The following is a 21,136-nucleotide window of genomic DNA, read 5'->3' as shown; positions in this document are numbered from 1 at the left end:
GAGGTTGTATTGAGAACAATAGCCCTGTGGCAGGGAAGGGGAATAGAACCTGTACTGCCCTTAGCTATCAAACGTTATCAGGCAGACGAACCAAAAAAATGTTGTGTTCATCGGCATAGCGGTAAGACGCCGAGCCGCCGTGCAATAGGGCAATCGCGTTAACCAGCGATAGCCCCAGGCCGAAACCGGTGGTGTGGCGGGCATTATCTCCTCGCCAAAAACGCCTGAAGAGCTTGTTCGGATCGGCGGGGGGGCTTCCCGGATTAGCGACCCGAATTTCTGCAATGTTATTCTCATAAGCGCTTTCAATACGTATCACGGCGTTTTCATCAGAATAACGGATGGCATTCGTCAACAGGTTTGAGAGTACTCTTTGTAATAACATTTCATCAGCCCATACCGTCCCCTGACATTGACTTATAAAACGGATGCCCTTCTCCTCGGCAAGAGGGCTAAGATAATCGAGCATATTTTCGACCAGCGCATTTAGCGAAACAGGCTGTTTTTTTACCGCTATATTCTGGTGCTCCGCGCGCGCCAGAAAGAGAATATTTTCTGTCAGTCGCGACAGTCTCTCCAGCTCTTCAATATTATCGACAAGGGCTTGTTGATACTCTTCGGTGCTGCGCTCCTGACTCAGCATCACCTGATTCTTCCCCAGTAAAATATTAACCGGCGTGCGCAGCTCGTGCGCCAGATCGTCGGCAAATTGGTTCAGGCGTTCAAAATCGTCGGAAAGCTTCTGGCGCATGGTATTTAGCGCTTGCCCAAGCGGCCTGAGTTCGGCGGGTAATGCCTGTTCCGCCAGCGGCTGGCGAAGTGTGCCGCTATCTGTCGCCGCGGTGAGCCGGCTGAGCGACGTAATGGCCCGCAGCCCATTTCTGATGACTAACGGACTGAGTGCCGAACAGACGAGGATCGCGATAAGACTCATCAGCAAACTGTTGCGACGATATTGCTCCAGCATTTGTCGCCTTTCCGTCGCCAGCCTGGCAATGGTAAGGGTCAGCGGGATATCGTCGCGTCTGGCGATTACCCGTACCGCGGTCAGCTCTGTTCCTTGTACCGTCTGGCGAAATAAGGCTTCGCGGGTTATGTTTTTAACCACTGGAATTGTGTTAAAGCGTTGGTCGGGGATGCCGCTATGATTAATCGCAACACTATGGCCTGTTGGTGAATGAATCAACAAGATATCCTGCTTCGTATCCACCATCCGATTAAAATAGAGCGGCAGATTCTCCGGCCTGGCGCCATCCAGTAACAGTTGTTGCATTTGCGCTGCCCGGTTTATTAGCGTCATATCATCCCGATACGTTAATTCCTTGCTCAGCGCGTTATAAAGCGTCCAGCTAATGCCGGTACAGGTGAGGATAAGTATGGTGATAAAAGAAATTGTCAGGCGCAGCGTCATTGATAACTTAACCATTCTGCGACACTTCCGCCTGTAATCGATAACCCATCCCCCGGACGGTCATAATGAGCTTCTTTTCAAATGGATCGTCTACTTTGGCGCGAAGCCGACGAATCGCGACATCAACGGTGTTGGTTTCACTATCAAAGTTGATCCCCCATACTTCGCTGGCGATCGCGGTTCGGGGCACGATTTCTCCTGCCCGGGACGCCAGTAACCAGAGGAGCAGGAATTCTTTGCGGGTCAGGGAAATCGGTTTTCCATTTCTTGACACTGATTGCTTTGTGGCATCCATGTCCAGACTATTGATCGTCAGTCGGGTCAAGACAGGGACGTGCTGTCTGAGTTGAGCTCTCACCCTGGCCAGCAGTTCGGCGAAGGAAAAAGGCTTAACAAGGTAATCATTAGCGCCCGCCTCAAGACCTTTGACGCGATCCTCAACCGAGTCGCGCGCCGTCAGGCAAATAACAGGGTGCTGATGCGCAGTGCGTAACGCGCGTAAAACCTGCCATCCATCAAGCCCCGGCAGCATAATATCAAGAATAATCAATGAATAATGTTCCTGAAGGGCCAGGTGTAATCCGTCTCGTCCATCACAGGCATAATCAACCACATAGCCTGCTTCCGTGAGTCCCTGACGTACCCACTCAATGGTTTTCTGGTTATCTTCAATCAATAAAATCTTCATCAACGCAGTATGCCATAGGCTTGTTAGCGAATCCGTCAATCTCCAACAAGATGACATAATTGTAATGTCCGTGTAAGGTTAATCCTGGACGCGCCAGATATATTTTCTTGCATCAATACCGTAAAGGAGTGAAGCATGAAACGATATATACTGGCTACCGTGATAGCGTCTATTATTGCAGCCCCGGCAATGGCGCTGGCCGCTGGGAACAATATCCTCAGCGTACATATTCTCGATCAGCAAACAGGCAAACCAGCGCCCGGCGTGGAGGTGGTACTGGAGCAGAAAAAGGACAACGGATGGGCGCAATTAAACACCGGACATACCGACCAGGATGGGCGTATTAAAGCACTGTGGCCGGAAAAACCTGCCGCGCCGGGGGATTATCGCGTTATTTTTAAAACCGGCCACTATTTTGAAAGTAAAAAACTGGACACGTTTTTCCCGGAGATTCCCGTCGAGTTTCATATCAGCAAAACGAATGAGCACTATCATGTGCCGCTGTTATTAAGTCAGTATGGTTATTCAACCTATCGCGGGAGCTAATTTACGTTTTGTTAAACGCCGCGATTTATGACGGGCAGACATCGCGGCGGGAATAAAAATCTTCAGCGTATCGGCTATCTTCCCACAAGCGGTGGTTATGCCGCTTGTGGGCATGAGTGGCGATTAAACAGGCACTTCCATCTCAAGTCTTACCGGATGAAAACGGCGTTTGAAATAAATCAGGCCATGCCCATCCTGGCTAAGGATAATATTTTTGATTGCTACCAGATACACCAGATGCGTGCCAATGGTTTGTACATCGCTGATCTCGCCTTCAAGACCGGCCAGCGCGCCGTTAAGTACCGGCTGGCCCAGCGGCCCGTTTTGCCAACATGGCTGGTGAAAACGCTCCTCCATCGCCATCCCCGTCATACCGGCAAAGTGGCGCGCCATCAGCTCCTGCTCATGGTTAAGTACATTAATGCACAGCCTGCCGTTGCCCTGAAAAACGGGGTTCATGGCGCTATTGGCATTAATACATACCATCACGGAGGGCGGCGTATCGGTGACGGAGCAGACCGCTGTTGCGGTGATGCCGCAGCGTCCGGCGTGACCCGCAGTGGTTACAATGTTGACCGCTGCCGCCAGACTCGCCATCGCATCGCGAAAACGCAGACGTTGTTCATCTACTTGCATGAGAACCTCCTGCCGCGTTATTTCAGCAGCTTATCCAGTTGATTGATGTCGTCGTTATTGTGCAAATGCGAAACCGTCCAGCCGTTCTGATCATATTCGGAGAGGCAGCGATCGACCATCGCCATCATCTTATCCATATTGCCGGAGCTCTGGGCCTGACGCAGACACTGCAGACGAATTTCATCCTGGCTGCCCGAGTAGTTAATCTCATAGAGCTCGTGACGGCCGCCAAACTCGCTGCCGATGGCATCCCACATCAATTTAAGGATTTTGATGCGTTCAACATGATCCATCCCGTTAGAGCCGCGTACATATTTCGCCAGGTACTGGTCGATTTGCGGATTATTCAGATCGCGGGCGCTGGAAGGCAGGTAAATCAGACCGCTGGTAACGTTACGTTCAATAATATTTTTAATTTTCGCATAGGCCATTGGGGCCATCACACGATAGGTTTGCAGCGCGGCGTGGTCCGGTAGCCAGGCGCCGTTTACCCACGGGGTTGCTTCAGAACACATAGAATCGCTCAATGCCCAGAACATATTGCGCCAGGCCACTACTTCGCCGAGATCGGCCTGCACGCCCCGGAACTCTACGGTGCCCGTACATTCGAGCGATTTTTTCAGCAGAGCGGTAATGAAATCAAGTTTAACCGCCAGACGAACACAGGCTTGCAGTGGATACATACGGGCAAAGCCGCCTTCCATCGTCCAGCGACGACAACGATCGAAGTCACGGTAAATTAACACGTTTTCCCACGGGATCAGCACTTTGTCCATCACCAGAATGGCATCGTTTTCATCAAAACGGCTGGAGAGAGGATAATCAAACGGCGAGCCCGTCGCACCCGCGACCATTTCATACGAGGCGCGCGAAATAAGTTTTACGCCTTCGGCATCCATGGGCGCGACAAACATCAGGGCAAAATCCGGGTTTTCGCCCATCACCTGGGCTGAGCCGAAACCAATCATGTTGTAGTGAGTCAGGGCGGAGTTAGTGGCGACGACTTTCGCTCCGCTGACAATAATCCCCGCGTCCGTTTCTTTCTCCAGCTTGATATAAACGTCTTTCACTTCGTCGGCAGGTTTATGGCGGTCGATCGGCGGATTGACGATAGCATGGTTAAAGTACAGGCCGGTCTCCTGAATACGGGTGTACCAGTTGCGGGCGTTCTGCTCAAACTGGCCGTAGAAGGCTGGGTTAGCGCCCAGAGCGCAGCCAAAGGCGGCTTTATAATCCGGTGTGCGTCCCATCCAGCCGTAACTCAGACGTGACCATTCAGCGATAGCATCACGCTGTTGGCGCAGATCGTCTGCGCTTTTCGCCACGCGGAAAAATTTATGCGTATAACCGCCGCTGCCGGTATCGGTATTCCAGCACAGGGTATCTTGCATCGACGGTTTATGTAATGCGTCATACAGTTGTGCAACAGAGGCTGCGGCATTGCGGAATGCCGGGTGTGTCGTAACATCTTTAACACGTTCGCCGTAAATATAAATTTCCCGCCCGTCCTGCAGGCTTTTTAAATACTCTTCGCCAGTTAACGGACGCTTGTTATCAGTACGAAAATCTTCAGGTTTCATTGCGGCCTCTTCCTCGTTAATCGGAATGTTTTTGTTAATAATATGTTTCTTATTTGTTGTTTAATTGAATAGGTAGAAGCGTAAACTGTGAAGAGACTTTCAGGACAACGGCGGGTACTTTTCAGATGAACGTCGAAGAAGAAGAGTAAAATGCGATCGCCGTCAATGTTATAAGCGGGAGGGCATTCCCGCGTCGGCGGCGTGGGAAGGTAAGAATGCTATGCTTCCTCTTCGCTATCAGGAAGCTGGCGTCCCAGGGCAATAAGATCCTCCAGCAGTAGCATCAATTGCTGTGTTTTTTCGGGCGTGAAATCGGCCTCAATTTTTCGATAAGCCTCTTCTACCTGCGTCCGGGCACGGGCGTACAACGTTTGTCCCTGCTCCGTCAACATGACATATAACTTACGCTGATCGTTAACCGGCTTGAGTCGTAACACCAGTCCGTCTCGCTCCATGCGCGTCAAGATTCCGGTCAGACTTGGACGCAAAATGCAGGTACGAAAGGCCAGATCGTGAAAATCCATTGATGGGCTATCGGCCAGTATTCGAACAATGCGCCATTGCTGGTCGGTCAGATTGTGGCTTTTAACGATGGGGCGGAAATAGGTCATTGCCGCTTCGCGCGCCTGAAGCAATGCGATGGTTAATGAATCATGCATAAGTGGTTCTCTTTTGCAGAATTATTAATACCTGAATAATCGTATATACCGATGTTAACTATGACATCCGTTTTGTGATTAGAGTCTATCAGAAACAAGGTGTTTTATTTAACTATTTGATATTTATGTTTTTAAAAATAATTTTGTGAAAATATTGTTAATCACATCACAAATACTTTACTTCGGCTTGCTAAATGTACAGCGAAAGCATAAATCTAATCATTAATATATTAATGAAATTACAGCCCGTTAAGTCGGCCTGAGGAGTTTATGTATGAAGGGTACAGTTTTCGCCGTTGCGTTAAACCATCGCAGTCAGCTTGATGCCTGGCGAGAGGCTTTCTCTCAGCCTCCCTATAATGCGCCGCCTAAAACCGCAGTGTGGTTTATCAAGCCGCGTAATACAGTGATTCGCCACGGTGATCCCATTCCTTATCCGCAGGGAGAAAAGGTACTGAGCGGCGCGACAGTGGCGCTTATCGTGGGAAAAACCGCCCGCCGGGTACGCCCTGAAGCGGCAGCGGACTATATCGCCGGGTATGCGCTGGCTAACGAAGTTAGCCTGCCGGAAGAGAGCTTTTATCGCCCGGCGATTAAAGCGAAATGTCGCGATGGCTTTTGCCCGCTGGGTGAAATGGCGCCGCTGAGTGATGTAGATAATCTCACCATTATCACTGAAATCAACGGACGAGAAGCTGACCACTGGAATACTGCCGATTTGCAGCGTAACGCCGCACAACTGCTTAGCGCGTTAAGTGAGTTCGCTACGCTTAACCCTGGTGATGCGATCTTACTTGGTACGCCGCAGAATCGCGTTGCGCTACGTCCCGGCGATCGGGTGCGTATTCTGGCGAAAGGTTTACCTGCTCTGGAAAATCCGGTTGTTGCAGAAGAGGAATTCGCCCGCCATCAGACTTTTACGTGGCCGCTGTCAGCGACGGGAACGTTATTTGCGCTGGGGCTGAACTACGCCGACCACGCCAGCGAGCTGGCATTTACCCCGCCGAAAGAGCCGCTGGTATTTATCAAAGCGCCAAACACCTTTACCGAACATAACCAAACATCGGTGCGCCCGAATAACGTCGAATACATGCACTACGAAGCCGAGCTGGTCGTGGTGATTGGCAAAACGGCGCGTAAGGTGAGCGAAGCCGAAGCAATGGAGTATGTGGCCGGTTACACCGTCTGTAACGACTACGCGATCCGCGACTATCTGGAAAACTACTACCGTCCGAATCTACGGGTAAAAAGCCGCGACGGCCTGACGCCGATAGGCCCGTGGATTGTCGATAAAGAAGCGGTTTCTGATCCGCACAACCTGACGCTACGCACCTTTGTCAACGGCGAGCTGCGCCAGCAAGGGACGACCGCCGATCTGATCTTCAGCATCCCGTTCCTGATTTCTTATCTGAGCGAATTTATGACGTTGCAACCGGGCGACATGATTGCCACCGGCACGCCGAAAGGACTGTCTGATGTGGTGCCGGGGGATGAAGTTGTCGTTGAAGTAGAAGGCGTGGGGCGCCTGGTTAACCGAATCGTCAGTGAGGAGAGTGCAAAATGAAGAAAATAAATCATTGGATTAACGGCAAAAACGTTGCAGGCAACGACTACTTCCAGACTACCAACCCGGCGACCGGCGAGGTGCTGGCGGAAGTGGCCTCCGGCGGTGAAGCAGAAGTGAACCAGGCTGTCGCGGCGGCAAAAGAGGCGTTCCCGAAGTGGGCTAATCTGCCGATGAAAGAGCGCGCGCGCCTGATGCGCCGCCTTGGCGACCTGATTGACCAGAATGTACCGGAAATCGCGGCGATGGAAACCGCCGATACCGGCCTGCCTATTCATCAGACCAAAAACGTGCTGATCCCGCGCGCCTCGCATAACTTCGAATTCTTTGCTGAAGTGTGTCAGCAGATGAACGGCAAGACCTATCCGGTTGACGATAAAATGCTCAATTATACGCTGGTGCAGCCCGTCGGCGTCTGCGCACTGGTGTCGCCGTGGAACGTGCCGTTTATGACCGCTACCTGGAAAGTCGCGCCGTGCCTGGCACTGGGCAACACGGCGGTGCTCAAAATGTCCGAGCTGTCGCCGTTGACTGCCGACAGGTTGGGCGAGCTGGTGCTGGAGGCAGGAATTCCGGCAGGCGTGCTCAACGTGGTGCAGGGCTACGGCGCGACGGCGGGCGATGCGCTGGTACGTCACCATGATGTGCGCGCGGTGTCGTTTACCGGCGGTACCGCCACCGGGCGCAATATCATGAAAAATGCCGGCCTGAAAAAATACTCGATGGAGCTGGGCGGCAAATCACCGGTGCTGATTTTTGAAGATGCCGACATTGAGCGCGCGCTGGACGCTGCGCTGTTCACTATTTTCTCGATCAACGGCGAACGCTGCACCGCCGGGTCGCGCATCTTTATCCAGCAGAGCATTTACCCTGAGTTCGTGAAGCGCTTTGCCGAACGCGCGAATCGCCTGCGTGTCGGCGATCCGACCGACCCGAACACCCAGGTCGGTGCGCTGATTAGCCAACAGCACTGGGAGAAAGTCTCCGGTTATATCCGCCTCGGCATTGAAGAGGGCGCAACGCTGCTGGCGGGCGGCGCGGAAAAACCCACTGACCTGCCTGCGCATCTGAAAGACGGCAACTTCCTGCGCCCAACCGTGCTGGCCGATGTCGACAACCGTATGCGCGTAGCGCAGGAAGAGATCTTTGGGCCAGTCGCCTGCCTGCTGCCATTCAAAGACGAAGCGGAAGGGCTACGTCTGGCAAATGACGTGGAATACGGTCTGGCCTCTTATATCTGGACCCAGGACGTTAGCAAAGTGCTGCGCCTGGCGCGTGGAATTGAAGCTGGCATGGTCTTCGTCAACACCCAGAACGTCCGCGACCTGCGCCAGCCGTTCGGCGGCGTGAAAGCCTCCGGCACCGGGCGCGAAGGCGGCGAATATAGCTTCGAAGTGTTTGCGGAAATGAAAAACGTCTGCATCTCAATGGGCGACCATCCTATCCCAAAATGGGGAGTCTGATATGGGCAAGTTAGCGTTAGCAGCAAAAATCACCCACGTGCCGTCAATGTATCTTTCTGAACTGCCGGGAAAAAATCACGGTTGTCGTCAGGCAGCCATTGATGGGCATATTGAGATTGGCAAGCGTTGCCGCGAAATGGGCGTCGACACCATTATCGTATTCGACACCCACTGGCTGGTGAATAGCGCCTACCACATTAACTGTGCCGACCATTTCCGGGGGGGCTATACCAGCAACGAACTGCCGCATTTTATTCGCGATATGACTTACGACTATGACGGCAACCCGGAGCTGGGCCACCTTATCGCCGACGAAGCGGTCAAACTGGGCGTGCGCGCCAAAGCGCACAACATCCCGAGCCTGAAGCTGGAGTATGGCACGCTGGTACCGATGCGCTACATGAACAGCGACAAGCACTTCAAAGTGGTCTCCATCTCGGCGTTCTGTACTGTTCATGACTTTGCCGACAGTCGCAGACTGGGCGAAGCAATTCTCAAGGCGATTGAGAAATATGACGGTACCGTAGCGGTATTCGCCAGTGGTTCTCTGTCGCACCGTTTTATTGACGACCAACGGGCAGAAGAGGGGATGAACAGCTATACCCGCGAGTTCGATCATCAGATGGACGAGCGCGTGGTCAAGCTGTGGCGCGAGGGCAAATTTAAGGAATTTTGTACCATGTTGCCGGAGTACGCCGACTACTGCTACGGCGAAGGCAACATGCACGACACAGTAATGCTGCTGGGAATGCTGGGCTGGGACAAATACGACGGCAAGGTGGAGTTCATCACCGATCTGTTCGCCAGCTCCGGTACCGGCCAGGTGAACGCCGTTTTCCCGCTGCCTGCGTAAGGAGTGTTTATGCCGCACTTTATTGCTGAATGTACTGAAAATATTCGTGAGCAGGCTGATTTACCCGGCCTGTTCAGCAAAGTGAACGAGGCGCTGGCCGCCACTGGTATTTTCCCGATGGGCGGCATCCGTAGCCGCGCCCACTGGCTGGACACCTGGCAGATGGCTGACGGTAAGCATGATTACGCCTTCGTGCATATGACGCTGAAAATCGGTGCCGGGCGCAGCCTGGAAAGCCGTCAGGAGGTAGGCAAAATGTTGTTTGGGCTGATTAAAGCCCACTTCGCCGCTCTGATGGAGAGCCGCTATCTGGCGCTGTCATTTGAGATTGCCGAGTTACATCCGACGCTCAATTACAAACAAAACAACGTACACGCGTTATTTAAATAGCGTGCAAATTGCCCGGCCGAAAACCGTAGGCCGGATAGACGAACGCTATCCGGTAATGCAATGTCACAGGAAACACTATGCTCGATAAACAGACCCATACCCTGATCGCCCAGCGACTTAATCAGGCTGAAAAACAGCGTGAACAGATTCGCGCAGTGTCGCTGGATTATCCCAACATTACTATTGAAGATGCCTATGCCGTACAGCGTGAATGGGTCAATATCAAGATTGCTGAAGGGCGCACGCTCAAAGGCCACAAAATCGGCCTGACCTCGAAAGCGATGCAGGCAAGTTCGCAAATCAGCGAACCGGATTACGGCGCGCTGCTTGACGATATGTTCTTCCATGACGGCGGCGATATCCCCACCGACCGTTTTATCGTCCCGCGTATTGAAGTGGAGCTAGCGTTCGTGCTGGCGAAACCGCTGCGCGGCCCCCACTGCACGCTGTTTGACGTCTACAACGCCACGGATTATGTGATTCCGGCGCTGGAATTGATTGACGCTCGTAGCCACAACATCGACCCGGAAACCCAGCGCCCACGCAAAGTGTTCGACACTATTTCCGACAACGCCGCTAACGCCGGGGTGATCCTCGGAGGTCGTCCCATCAAGCCAGACGAGCTGGATCTGCGCTGGATCTCCGCGCTGCTCTATCGCAACGGCGTGATCGAAGAGACCGGCGTCGCCGCAGGCGTGCTGAATCATCCGGCCAACGGCGTGGCGTGGCTGGCGAACAAGCTTGCTCCCTACGATGTCCAGCTTGAAGCCGGGCAAATCATCCTCGGCGGCTCGTTCACCCGCCCGGTGCCGGCGCGCAAGGGCGACACCTTCCATGTCGACTACGGCAACATGGGTGCGATCAGTTGCCGGTTTGTGTAAGGAAAAAACGATGAAAAATGCTTTCAAAGACGCGTTAAAAGCGGGACGCCCGCAAATCGGTTTGTGGCTGGGGCTTGCCAACAGTTATAGCGCCGAACTGTTAGCGGGCGCCGGCTTCGACTGGCTACTGATTGACGGTGAACACGCGCCAAACAACGTGCAGACGGTGTTGACCCAGTTGCAGGCGATTGCGCCCTATCTCAGCCAGCCGGTGGTGCGTCCGTCGTGGAACGATCCGGTACAGATTAAGCAACTGCTTGACGTCGGCGCGCAAACTCTGCTGGTACCGATGGTGCAGAATGCCGATGAAGCACGAAAGGCCGTGGCGGCTACGCGTTATCCGCCTGCCGGTATTCGCGGCGTGGGTAGCGCGCTGGCGCGGGCATCGCGCTGGAATCGCATTCCGGACTATCTCCACCAGGCCAACGACGCCATGTGCGTACTGGTGCAGATTGAAACGCGTGAGGCGATGAGCAATCTGGCGTCAATTCTCGATGTGGATGGTATTGACGGCGTGTTTATTGGCCCGGCGGATCTTAGCGCCGATATGGGCTTTGCCGGAAACCCGCAGCACCCGGAAGTGCAGGCGGCGATTGAGAACGCCATCGTGCAGATACGCGCGGCGGGGAAAGCGCCGGGGATTCTAATGGCCAATGAACAACTGGCGAAACGTTATCTGGAGCTGGGGGCGCTATTTGTCGCCGTCGGCGTTGACACCACGCTGCTGGCACGCGGCGCACAGGCGCTGGCGGCGCGCTTTGGCACAGAAAAAAACAACATGTCCGGTTCGTCCGGCGTCTATTAAGCCAGGCCGGATGGCGCAGCGCCACCGGGTAACCCGTAGTACCCTACAAAAATTCCCATCAGAGGAAAAAAAATGAGCGACACATCATCTGCACTTCCGGAAAGCCCTGAGTCTGTCAGTTCGCACAAAACGCTCAGCACGGGTCAACAAACCGTCATAAATAAACTGTTCCGCCGACTGATCGTATTTTTATTCGTGTTGTTTATCTTCTCGTTTTTAGACCGTATTAACATCGGTTTTGCCGGGTTGACGATGGGGCAGGATCTGGGGTTAAGCGCCACCATGTTTGGCCTTGCCACAACGTTGTTTTACGCCACCTACGTCATTTTCGGCATTCCCAGCAACGTGATGTTGAGCATCGTCGGCGCGCGCCGCTGGATTGCGACCATTATGGTGCTATGGGGCATTGCATCTACCGCCACGATGTTCGCGGTGGGACCGAAAAGCCTGTATGTGCTGCGAATGCTGGTGGGCATTACCGAAGCGGGCTTTTTGCCAGGAATATTGCTCTATTTAACCTACTGGTTCCCGGCGTTTTTCCGCGCCCGCGCCAACGCGTTATTTATGATTGCCATGCCGGCCACTACCGCGTTGGGGTCGATTGTCTCCGGCTATATTTTATCGCTGGACGGTATATTCAATCTGCATGGATGGCAGTGGTTATTCCTGTTGGAAGGATTTCCGTCAGTTTTGTTAGGCATTATGGTCTGGTTTTACCTGGATGATACCCCGGCAAAAGCCAAATGGCTGACGAAAGAGGATAAAAAATGTTTGCAGGAGATGATGGATAATGACCGCCTGACGCTGGTTCAGCCGGAAGGCTCCATCAGCCATGACGCCATGCAGCAGCGTAGTCTGTGGCGCGAAGTATTCACGCCAATTGTACTGATGTATACGCTGGCCTATTTTTGCCTTACCAATACGCTTAGCGCCATTAGTATCTGGACGCCGCAAATCCTGAAAAGTTTTAATGAAGGCAGCAGCAATATCACCATCGGCCTGCTGGCGGCGATCCCGCAGATTTGTACTATTCTGGGTATGATTTACTGGAGCCGCCATTCGGACAAACATCAAGAGCGTAAACATCACACTGCGCTGCCGTTCCTGTTTGCCGCCGCGGGCTGGCTGCTGGCGTCGGCGACCGACCATAACCTGATCCAGCTCCTGGGGATCGTGATGGCATCCACGGGTTCCTTTAGCGCGATGGCGATCTTCTGGACCACGCCGGATCAGTCGATCAGTTTACGCGCCAGGGCGATAGGCATTGCGGTCATCAATGCCACCGGCAATATTGGCTCCGCACTCAGCCCATTTATGATTGGCTGGCTAAAAGATATCACCGGTAGCTTCAATAGCGGACTCTGGTTTGTCGCTTCTCTGTTAGTCGTCGGCGCTGCCATTATCTGGCTCATTCCCATGAAAGCATCGCGTCCGCGCGCCACCCCTTGAGGAGAAACTATGTGCCAACGTGCGATCGCCAATATTGATATCAGCAAAGAGTATGACGAAAGCATGGGCAGTAACGATGTGCATTATCAGTCGTTTGCTCGTATGGCGGATTTCTTTGGTCGTGATATGCAGGCGCATCGCCACGACCAGTTTTTTCAAATGCACTTTCTTGATACCGGCCAGATTGAGCTACAGCTCGACGATCATCGCTATTCGGTGCAGGCGCCGCTATTTGTGCTAACGCCGCCCTCGGTGCCGCATGCTTTTATTACCGAATCGGATAGCGATGGTCATGTTCTGACGGTACGCGAAGAGCTGGTTTGGCCGCTGCTGGAAGTGCTTTATCCCGGTACCAGAGAGGCCTTCGGCCTGCCGGGAATCTGTCTGTCTCTGGCGGATAAACCCAACGAACTGGCGGCGCTCAAACATTACTGGCAGCTAATTGAGCGGGAGTCCACGGAACAACTGGCTGGCTGCGAACATACACTGGTGCTACTGGCGCAGGCGGTATTTACTCTGCTGTTACGCAATGCGAAGCTGGACGATCACGCCGCAACCGGGATGCGCGGTGAATTGAAACTCTTTCAGCGCTTTACCTTGTTAATTGATAACCACTTCCACCAGCACTGGACGGTGCCCGATTATGCCTGCGAGCTGCATATTACCGAATCTCGCCTGACCGATATTTGCCGCCGCTTTGCTAATCGCCCTCCTAAGCGCCTGATTTTTGATCGGCAATTACGCGAGGCGAAACGACTGCTACTTTTTTCCGACAATGCTGTCAACGAGATCGCCTGGCAATTAGGTTTTAAAGATCCGGCTTATTTCGCCCGTTTCTTTAATCGCCTTGCCGGCTGTTCTCCCTCGCAGTTTCGCCAACGTGAAGTTCCCTCTTTCCTTAACTAAGAAGAGTAAAAACATGATGAAAAATAGCGTCGCTATGCTGGCGGTTTGTATGCTGGCGCAAAGTCACCTTGCTATTGCTGTCGGGGCTCCTGCGCCTCAAGAGATCAAAATTGTTTTACTGGGCACCAAAGGCGGACCTTCTTTGCTCAATACGGCCAGACTACCGCAAGCTACGGCGCTCACTATCGGCGATAAAATATGGCTGATAGATGCCGGCTACGGTGCCAGTCTGCAACTGGTGAAAAATGGCATTCCACTGCGCAGCATCAATACTATTTTGCTCACCCATCTGCACAGCGACCACATACTGGATTATCCTTCCTTGCTGATGAATGCCTGGGCAAGTGGCCTGAAAGACCATACCATACAGGTTTATGGCCCGCCGGGAACCCAGGCGATGACAAAGGCTAGCTGGAAGGTTTTTGACAGGGATATCACGCTACGCATGGAAGAAGAGGGGAAACCCGATCCGCGCAACCTGGTTAAGGCGACAGATATTGGCCAGGGCGTCATCTATAAAGATGAACTGGTCACAATAAGCGCGCTGAAAGTGCCTCATTCCCCTTTCCCGGACGGTGAAGCGTTCGCTTACCGTTTTGATACCCAGGGTAAGCGAATCGTCTTCTCTGGCGATACGTCCTGGTTTCCGCCGCTTGCAACATTCGCTCAGGGGGCGGATATCCTGGTACATGAGGCGGTACATGTCCCTTCGGTAGCAAAACTGGCTAATAGTATTGGCAACGGAAAAACGCTTGCTGAAGCGATTGCGTCGCATCACACCACGATTGAAGACGTAGGTAAGATTGCTCGCGAGGCCCACGTGAAAAAACTGGTGTTAAGTCATCTGGTGCCTGCGACGGTTGCGGATGACGTCTGGCAACAGGAAGCCATGAAAAATTACCCGGGTCCTGTCATTGTCGGTCATGACAATATGACGCTAAGCGTACCGTAAACATCAGGGGAGGGGTAAACCAACGGGCTGACATGATGTCAGTCCGTTATGTTTTTGGCGATCAGCATGACGCGTAGATCTTTTCGTCTGAAACATTATTTTTTCTAAACACTACTTGCTGATTTTTATGCAGAATAAAGGTAAGATAATTGCTCTGGTGAAATATTACTAAATAAGAATGTCACGGATGGAATTTATACAGTGTTAAAAGCAATGCGTTTCTTTGTCTGCCGGCCATCAGTAATATCCTGTGTACCGGCTCATCGTTGCCAAAGTGAAGGTTAGATTAAACAAATCAAAAAATATCCGAACTGGACAATTTTTATATCAAACATATTTAACTGCAAAATACTGCAAACGTGCGCGAATACACTTAATCAGTAGCATAGCTTATGCATACTTTATTTCCTAAACTTTCTTATTATCTATTTGAATATTTCTGGTTAAACCAAATGGACAAACGGACACCAGACACTCGAAAGGATAATTGCAGTTTTCTGGTTTTGGATTGCAGGTACCAGGACAGTGGCTATTTTCTTTAAGCGATTTCCATAGTACAGGATTAAACCTGGTAACGTTGTAAACAGTAACGGGATAAAGTTTATCGTTTATTAAGACCCCCTTATTAAAGGGTATGATAATGCTACCAGGAGGCATGTAAACATCTGCCTGATACCATAAGGTCAATCTAAGATTTTTTAGGCTATGTATGCATGAGAATGACACTCCGGTAGAGGGGCTTATAACTGTATCAACGACCTTCCATTCCATTACAGAAACCTTTTAAGTGAAATAGTCAATGGTGTAAATTACATTTTTCGCAAGCCTATTCAGGATAGATGAAAATCTGAAAAACATAACTCGTTGAAAACGATCGTTTTTTATTGACCACTCCATTTATATTGATTTTTTAATAAGTTATTTATTGTATGCTCTTATTTTGTTTACATTCTATTACATTTTTGTGTTTTAGTATCGGTGTAAATATTGGACAGCAGGGGATGTTATAATGCTCAATAATTAAACTGTAAGTGTCTGTTGTCTTTCTTATTTATAAATACCGCAACCTGTAAACGCAGCGGCACATTTTACCGGATATTGGCAGGAAGAAGATGTGTATCAACCAGGGAGTACGAAACAGCGAAAGAATATATTCTTCAGACAATAAATGAATGCTGGCGTGTAAAAATAACAAAAACATCTAAAACATGTGAACTTGCGGCTGGTCTTTATTTAAACGATGAGGTTCTTAATGGTGCATTAATTCATAACATTGGTGGTTTGTTGAACAGGCCGCAGGCGTTGTGTAAGACTATATATCTTCAGTTGGTGGAGCGCGTCAGATGCGTTCTGGTATTTTATCAGGTGCATATAAATCCGAGGCGGGCTGAAAGCCCACCCGCGGTTTATTGCCTTTATTGCGGATTAAGGATGAGAGATAAAGCGAGAAAGGCGTTGCAGCAGGAGTCGGTTTTCTTCGCGCAGCCGTGAATTCTCTTCCAGCAGCGTTAACGCGACCGCGATCCCTGGCCAGTCGAGCGCCAGCTCCTCGCGTAAGCGTAGCGCACGTTGTACCACGCTCGCTGCGCGATCGTCGAATTGCCAGTCGGCATTATCATTCTCGTAAGGTTCAATCACGCCAAGTCCGACGATTTCGTTCAGCTCCTCTTCCGTCACGCCGGTGTGCAAACAAAATTCGGTGATGGTAAAGGTGACAGTGATGTTAGCCATTATGCTTTCCCCCATTGCTGGCGTGGATTAAAGGACGACTGCGCGTCCGCCAGTTGTTGCCACAGGGCGGCTGTCTTCTCATCGGGTTTCGGCGGCATAACGATTTTGATGACGGCATAGAGATCGCCTGTGTGTTTTTTACTGGCTAATCCTTTGCCTTTAATACGCAACCGCTGGCCTGCCTGGCTGCCGGGGGGAATGGTCAGCAAAATGCGCTCTTTAAGCGTTGGTACGGACACCTTAGCGCCGAGCGCCGCCTCCCATGGGGCAAGCGGAAGGACGACTTCCAGATCCTGATTGACGATATCAAAGAGCGGATGCGGGGCAATATGGATAACGAGCCATAAATCGCCATTAGGTCCGCCGTTTTCCCCCGGCGTGCCCTGGCCTTTCAGTCTGATTCGTTGCCCGTTGCTGACACCAGCCGGGATCTTCACATTCAATGTCTTGGGTATTTCCCGTTCCACCAGGCCGAACGCGTTATAAACGGGGACGGAATAGCTAATCGTACGCTGGTGCTCGTCCAGCGTTTCTTCCAGGAATACCGCCACTTCGATTTCGATATCATGACCGCGTGCGGCGTGGCGGTGGTGCGAATGGCGACCATGCTGACCAAAGATAGATGAGAAAATATCATCGAAATCTTCGGCGTTATACGGTTGGCCTTCGTGTTGCTGGAACTGGCGATTAAATTGTGGATCGTTACGGTGTTGCCATAACTGGTCATACTCGGCGCGCCGTTGCTCATCACTCAGCACTTCCCATGCTTCAGCAACCTCTTTGAAACGGGCTTCGGCATCGGGTTCTTTACTGACATCAGGATGGTACTTGCGGGCCAGTCGGCGATAGGCGGTCTTAATCGTCTTGAGATCGTCCGTCGGTTTCACGCCCATAATGGCGTAATAATCCTTAAGTTCCATAGCATCATCTCGCTAAATCAATACATACAGAAGGGACCCCAAAAAGGTATCTCCACTAAGTGTAGGGTAAACCTGAAAAATGCGTATGAAAACACCAGTTATATCATGAGTAAGAATAAATTACGTCGTCCGACTATCAGAGGTTGCGTAACGCGCCGACATAACTTTACAGGGGAAAGGTTGCCAAAACCGCCCCAGTGGCTAAGATAACTCGCGTTAAACAGTGAGGGCGCAATGGCGAAACAACAACGGATGGGCTGGTGGTTTCTTTGCCTTGCATGTGTCGTGGTAATGGTTTGTACCGCGCAACGCATGGCGGGCCTGCACGCCTTGCAGATGCAGGCGACGGCCTCTTCAGCGGTAGTTAGCGCCCATCCCTCGACGGATGACGCCTCGCCGGTCACTCCCTGTGAATTAAGCACCAAGTCGCTGCTGGCGGCACCTCCGGTACTCTTTGAAGGCGCTATCCTTGCGCTTTGTCTACTGCTTTCCTTGCTGGCGCCTGTCCGGGTCATGCGCCTGCCGTTTTCGCCTCCACGGGCTATTTCGCCGCCCACATTACGGGTACATCTACGATTTTGTGTCTTCCGTGAATGACAGACCGGTTATTGCTAACGGTTAATTACTCATTCACGGAGAAAAAATATGATGATTTTGTTCAGGCGGATACTGTTCTGCCTGTTATGGCTTTGGCTGCCCGTCTCCTGGGCGGCGGAAAGCGGCTGGCTGCGTTCGCCCGATAACGACCATGCCAGCATACGGCTACGTGCCGATACGTCCGCTAATGGCGAGACCCGGCTGTTGCTGGATGTAAAACTGGACAACGGCTGGAAAACCTACTGGCGCGCGCCGGGGGAAGGGGGCGTCGCGCCCTCTATCGCCTGGAAAGGCGACATGCCTGAGGTGAGCTGGTTCTGGCCAACCCCCTCGCGCTTTGATGTGGCGAATATCACCACCCAGGGCTATCACGACGAGGTGACCTTCCCGATGATCGTGCGCGGTACGCCGCCCGCGACCTTGAGCGGCGTGTTGACGTTATCAACCTGCAGCAATGTTTGTCTGTTGACCGATTACCCCTTTTCCGTGACGCCCACTGTGCAGAATGCCGATTTTGCCCATGACTATGCGCGGGCGATGGGCAAAGTTCCGCTACGCAGTGGACTAACGGACTCGCTTGAGGTCGGCTATCGCACGGGAGAACTGGTGATCACTGCTACGCGAGCGGCGGGCTGGTCATCGCCCGGGCTCTATCTTGACACCATGGATGACGTTGATTTTGCGAAGCCTCGTCTGCGCGTAGAGGGCGACAGGTTACAGGCGACGGTGCCGGTGACGGACAGTTGGGGCGAAAAGGCGCCCGATTTGCGCGACAAATCGCTGACCCTCGTGTTAGCCGATGGCGCTATCGCCCAGGAGAGCACGCAAACCATTGGCGCGGCGCCAGCGCAGACGCCGGACAATGCGGCGCTACCTTTCTGGCAGGTTGTATTGATGGCGCTGGTCGGCGGACTGATTCTTAATTTAATGCCCTGCGTGCTGCCGGTTCTGGGCATGAAACTTGGCTCTATCTTATTGGTAGAGGAAAAAAGCCGATCGCACATCAGGCGACAATTTTTGGCTTCGATCGCCGGCATCATTGCGTCATTTATGGCGCTGGCCGTGTTTATGACCCTCCTTCGCCTGTCGAATCATGCGTTGGCCTGGGGAGTCCAGTTCCAGAATGCATGGTTTATTGGTTTTATGGCGCTGGTGATGTTGCTGTTTAGCGCCAGCCTGTTCGGGCTTTTTGAGTTCCGGCTTCCCTCATCTATGACCACGAAACTTGCCACTTATGGCGGTAACGGTATGTCGGGACATTTCTGGCAGGGGGCGTTCGCCACGCTGCTGGCGACGCCTTGTAGCGCGCCGTTTTTGGGCACGGCGGTAGCGGTGGCGCTCACGGCGTCGCTGCCGGCGCTTTGGGGGCTGTTCCTTGCGCTAGGCCTGGGAATGAGCGCGCCGTGGCTACTGGTCGCGATACGACCAGGGCTTGCGCTACGTTTACCGCGCCCCGGGCGTTGGATGAACGTCCTGCGCAGGGTTCTCGGTCTGATGATGCTGGGGTCGGCTATCTGGCTGGCGACGTTACTCCTGCCGCATTTCGGCTTCACGGCGTCAAAGAGCGCGCAAGACAATGTTCAGTGGCAACCGTTGAGTGAACAGGCAATCCAGTCGGCGCTGGCGCAGCATAAGCGGGTATTTGTCGATGTCACTGCGGACTGGTGTATTACCTGTAAAGTGAATAAATACAACGTGCTGCAAAAAGAGGATGTGCAGGCCGCCTTGCAACAGCCGGATGTTGTGGCGCTGCGGGGAGACTGGACGCTGCCGTCCGATGCCATTACAGATTTTCTGAAAACGCGCGGCCAGGTCGCCGTTCCGTTTAATCAGATATATGGCCCCGGCTTGCCGGAAGGGGAGGCATTGCCCACCTTGCTGACCCGCGATGCGGTATTACAAACGTTGAAAAAAGCGAAAGGAATAACCCAATGAAATACATGATTGTTTTACTGCTGGCGCTGTTTTCGACGCTGAGCATCGCGCAAGAAACCGCCCCTTTTACGCCGGATCAGGAAAAGCAGATTGAAAATCTGATCCATGCGGCGTTGTTTAACGATCCTGCCAGCCCGCGGATAGGCGCTAAACACCCTAAACTGACGCTGGTGAACTTTACGGACTACAACTGTCCGTATTGTAAACAGCTCGATCCGATGCTTGAGAAGATTGTGCAGAAATATCCTGACGTTGCGGTCATTATTAAACCGCTGCCATTCAAAGGAGAGAGCTCCGTACTGGCGGCGCGTATTGCGCTGACCACCTGGCGCGATCATCCGCAACAGTTCCTCGCACTACATGAAAAACTCATGCAAAAGCGCGGTTACCATACGGATGGCAGTATTAAACAGGCCCAGGAGAAAGCAGGGGCTACGCCAGTGACGTTGGATGAAAAAAGCATGGAAACCATACGCACGAATTTGCAGTTGGCAAGGCTGGTCGGCGTGCAAGGAACGCCAGCGACGATCATCGGCGACGAACTGATTCCGGGCGCAGTGCCCTGGGATACGCTGGAAGCGGTGGTGAAAGAAAAACTGGCGGCTGCCAATGGCGGGTAAACTGCGGCGTTGGCTGCGTGAAGCCGCGGTTTTTCTGGCGCTCCTCATCGCGGTGATGGTGGCCATGGACGTCTGGCGCGCGCCGCAGGCACCTCCGTCGTTTGCTGCTACACCGTTACGTACGCTGACGGGAGAGTCGACAACTCTGGCGACACTGAGCGAGGAACGCCCCGTACTGCTCTATTTTTGGGCTAGCTGGTGCGGGGTATGCCGCTTTACTACGCCTGCGGTCGCTCGCCTGGCGGCGGAAGGGGAAAACGTCATGACCGTTGCGCTCCGCTCCGGCGATGACGCTGAGGTTGCCCGCTGGCTAGCGCGCAAGGGCGTTGACTTTCCGGTCGTCAATGATGCTAACGGCGCCTTATCCGCTGGCTGGGAAATCAGCGTGACGCCAACGCTGGTGGTGGTTTCACAGGGTCGGGTCGTTTTCACCACCAGCGGCTGGACCAGCTATTGGGGCATGAAGCTTCGGCTGTGGTGGGCGAAAACGTTCTGAATATGCGCCGGGATTTCCCGGCGCTAACGCGTTTACTGTAAGAAAAACCCCCGT

General features: G+C 52.7%; 22 protein-coding genes. 14 read left to right on the top strand and 8 right to left on the bottom strand.

Annotated elements, in window-relative coordinates:
* Positions 1-67 precede the first annotated feature (67 nt).
* Positions 68-1,426 carry a heavy metal sensor histidine kinase gene (locus ACE15A_RS14080; protein ID WP_023248729.1) on the bottom strand — a complete coding sequence of 453 codons (1,359 nt, stop codon included), beginning with the start codon at positions 1,424-1,426 and terminating at the stop codon, positions 68-70.
* The gene (gene hprR, locus ACE15A_RS14075; protein WP_053510711.1) at positions 1,419-2,099 is read right to left on the bottom strand and encodes a response regulator transcription factor HprR; all 681 of its coding nucleotides are present in this window, start codon (positions 2,097-2,099) and stop codon (positions 1,419-1,421) included. Before hprR ends, ACE15A_RS14080 begins: the two co-directional genes overlap by 8 nt.
* Positions 2,100-2,234: 135 nt before the next feature.
* On the opposite strand from hprR, the gene hiuH reads away from it, so the two are divergent.
* Positions 2,235-2,645, top strand: a complete 411-nt coding sequence (gene hiuH / locus ACE15A_RS14070; protein ID WP_023248727.1) for a hydroxyisourate hydrolase — start codon at positions 2,235-2,237, stop codon at positions 2,643-2,645.
* Positions 2,646-2,768: 123 nt separating this feature from the next.
* On the opposite strand, the gene ACE15A_RS14065 is transcribed toward hiuH, so the two are convergent.
* The 3 genes from ACE15A_RS14065 to hpaR all read right to left on the bottom strand — a co-directional run bounded on the left by ACE15A_RS14065 (position 2,769) and on the right by hpaR (position 5,520).
* Positions 2,769-3,281: a 4-hydroxyphenylacetate 3-monooxygenase reductase subunit gene (locus ACE15A_RS14065; protein WP_023248726.1), complete on the bottom strand. Its 513-nt coding sequence runs from the start codon at positions 3,279-3,281 to the stop codon at positions 2,769-2,771.
* 17 nt (positions 3,282-3,298) lie between these two features.
* Positions 3,299-4,861 carry a 4-hydroxyphenylacetate 3-monooxygenase, oxygenase component gene (hpaB, locus tag ACE15A_RS14060; RefSeq protein ID WP_000801496.1) on the bottom strand — a complete coding sequence of 521 codons (1,563 nt, stop codon included), beginning with the start codon at positions 4,859-4,861 and terminating at the stop codon, positions 3,299-3,301.
* A gap of 218 nt (positions 4,862-5,079) precedes the next feature.
* A complete protein-coding gene (gene hpaR, locus ACE15A_RS14055; protein ID WP_023248725.1) occupies positions 5,080-5,520 on the bottom strand; it encodes a homoprotocatechuate degradation operon regulator HpaR in 441 nt (146 codons plus the stop codon).
* A 274-nt stretch (positions 5,521-5,794) separates the two neighbouring features.
* Between hpaR and hpaG the strand changes: the two genes are divergently transcribed.
* From hpaG to ACE15A_RS14010, 9 genes are all read left to right on the top strand, one after another.
* Entirely contained in the window at positions 5,795-7,084 is a 1,290-nt protein-coding gene (gene hpaG / locus ACE15A_RS14050) for a 4-hydroxyphenylacetate degradation bifunctional isomerase/decarboxylase (protein ID WP_053510709.1), read from the top strand.
* Positions 7,081-8,547, top strand: coding sequence for a 5-carboxymethyl-2-hydroxymuconate semialdehyde dehydrogenase (gene hpaE / locus ACE15A_RS14045; RefSeq protein WP_053510707.1), 1,467 nt, complete (start codon positions 7,081-7,083; stop codon positions 8,545-8,547). The genes hpaG and hpaE overlap by 4 nt, the downstream gene beginning before the upstream one ends.
* 1 nt (position 8,548) lies before the next feature.
* A complete protein-coding gene (hpaD, locus tag ACE15A_RS14040; protein ID WP_053510705.1) occupies positions 8,549-9,400 on the top strand; it encodes a 3,4-dihydroxyphenylacetate 2,3-dioxygenase in 852 nt (283 codons plus the stop codon).
* A gap of 9 nt (positions 9,401-9,409) precedes the next feature.
* Positions 9,410-9,790, top strand: coding sequence for a 5-carboxymethyl-2-hydroxymuconate Delta-isomerase (locus ACE15A_RS14035; RefSeq protein WP_023248721.1), 381 nt, complete (start codon positions 9,410-9,412; stop codon positions 9,788-9,790).
* 77 nt (positions 9,791-9,867) lie between these two features.
* Entirely contained in the window at positions 9,868-10,671 is an 804-nt protein-coding gene (gene hpaH / locus ACE15A_RS14030) for a 2-oxo-hept-4-ene-1,7-dioate hydratase (protein ID WP_000884795.1), read from the top strand.
* 10 nt (positions 10,672-10,681) lie between these two features.
* Positions 10,682-11,476, top strand: coding sequence for a 4-hydroxy-2-oxoheptanedioate aldolase (gene hpaI, locus ACE15A_RS14025; RefSeq protein ID WP_023248720.1), 795 nt, complete (start codon positions 10,682-10,684; stop codon positions 11,474-11,476).
* A 72-nt stretch (positions 11,477-11,548) separates the two neighbouring features.
* On the top strand, positions 11,549-12,925 hold the full coding sequence (gene hpaX, locus ACE15A_RS14020; protein ID WP_023248719.1) for a 4-hydroxyphenylacetate permease: 1,377 nt from the start codon (positions 11,549-11,551) through the stop codon (positions 12,923-12,925).
* 9 nt (positions 12,926-12,934) lie between these two features.
* Positions 12,935-13,831: a 4-hydroxyphenylacetate catabolism regulatory protein HpaA gene (gene hpaA, locus ACE15A_RS14015; RefSeq protein ID WP_000336602.1), complete on the top strand. Its 897-nt coding sequence runs from the start codon at positions 12,935-12,937 to the stop codon at positions 13,829-13,831.
* A gap of 13 nt (positions 13,832-13,844) precedes the next feature.
* Positions 13,845-14,783, top strand: coding sequence for an MBL fold metallo-hydrolase (locus ACE15A_RS14010; protein WP_023248718.1), 939 nt, complete (start codon positions 13,845-13,847; stop codon positions 14,781-14,783).
* Between the two features lie 408 nt (positions 14,784-15,191).
* Here ACE15A_RS14010 and ACE15A_RS14005 read toward each other — a convergent pair whose 3' ends face one another.
* The 3 genes from ACE15A_RS14005 to cbpA form a co-directional block, all read right to left on the bottom strand.
* A complete protein-coding gene (locus ACE15A_RS14005) occupies positions 15,192-15,554 on the bottom strand; it encodes an anti-adapter protein IraM (protein ID WP_053510701.1) in 363 nt (120 codons plus the stop codon).
* A gap of 654 nt (positions 15,555-16,208) precedes the next feature.
* A complete protein-coding gene (gene cbpM / locus ACE15A_RS14000; RefSeq protein WP_023227206.1) occupies positions 16,209-16,514 on the bottom strand; it encodes a chaperone modulator CbpM in 306 nt (101 codons plus the stop codon).
* On the bottom strand, positions 16,514-17,434 hold the full coding sequence (cbpA, locus tag ACE15A_RS13995; RefSeq protein WP_023248715.1) for a curved DNA-binding protein: 921 nt from the start codon (positions 17,432-17,434) through the stop codon (positions 16,514-16,516). The genes cbpM and cbpA overlap by 1 nt, the downstream gene beginning before the upstream one ends.
* Before the next feature lie 234 nt (positions 17,435-17,668).
* On the opposite strand from cbpA, the gene ACE15A_RS13990 reads away from it, so the two are divergent.
* Genes ACE15A_RS13990 through ACE15A_RS13975 form a run of 4 tightly spaced genes read left to right on the top strand, consistent with a single transcriptional unit; the run spans position 17,669 to position 21,082 of the window.
* A complete protein-coding gene (locus ACE15A_RS13990; RefSeq protein ID WP_053510700.1) occupies positions 17,669-18,031 on the top strand; it encodes a hypothetical protein in 363 nt (120 codons plus the stop codon).
* A gap of 48 nt (positions 18,032-18,079) precedes the next feature.
* Complete coding sequence (locus ACE15A_RS13985; RefSeq protein WP_053510698.1) at positions 18,080-19,966, top strand: protein-disulfide reductase DsbD; 1,887 nt, start codon at positions 18,080-18,082, stop codon at positions 19,964-19,966.
* The gene (locus tag ACE15A_RS13980) at positions 19,963-20,586 is read left to right on the top strand and encodes a DsbA family protein (RefSeq protein WP_023248712.1); all 624 of its coding nucleotides are present in this window, start codon (positions 19,963-19,965) and stop codon (positions 20,584-20,586) included. The genes ACE15A_RS13985 and ACE15A_RS13980 overlap by 4 nt, the downstream gene beginning before the upstream one ends.
* Positions 20,576-21,082: a protein disulfide oxidoreductase gene (locus tag ACE15A_RS13975; RefSeq protein ID WP_023248711.1), complete on the top strand. Its 507-nt coding sequence runs from the start codon at positions 20,576-20,578 to the stop codon at positions 21,080-21,082. Before ACE15A_RS13980 ends, ACE15A_RS13975 begins: the two co-directional genes overlap by 11 nt.
* The last annotated feature ends 54 nt before the right edge of the window (positions 21,083-21,136 follow it).

The sequence above is a fragment of the Salmonella sp. HY31 genome (assembly GCF_042604575.1).
GTDB lineage: Bacteria > Pseudomonadota > Gammaproteobacteria > Enterobacterales > Enterobacteriaceae > Salmonella > Salmonella diarizonae.
The sequence above is the reverse complement of the archived record's forward strand: the minus strand, read 5'-3'. Positions and strand labels throughout refer to the sequence as shown.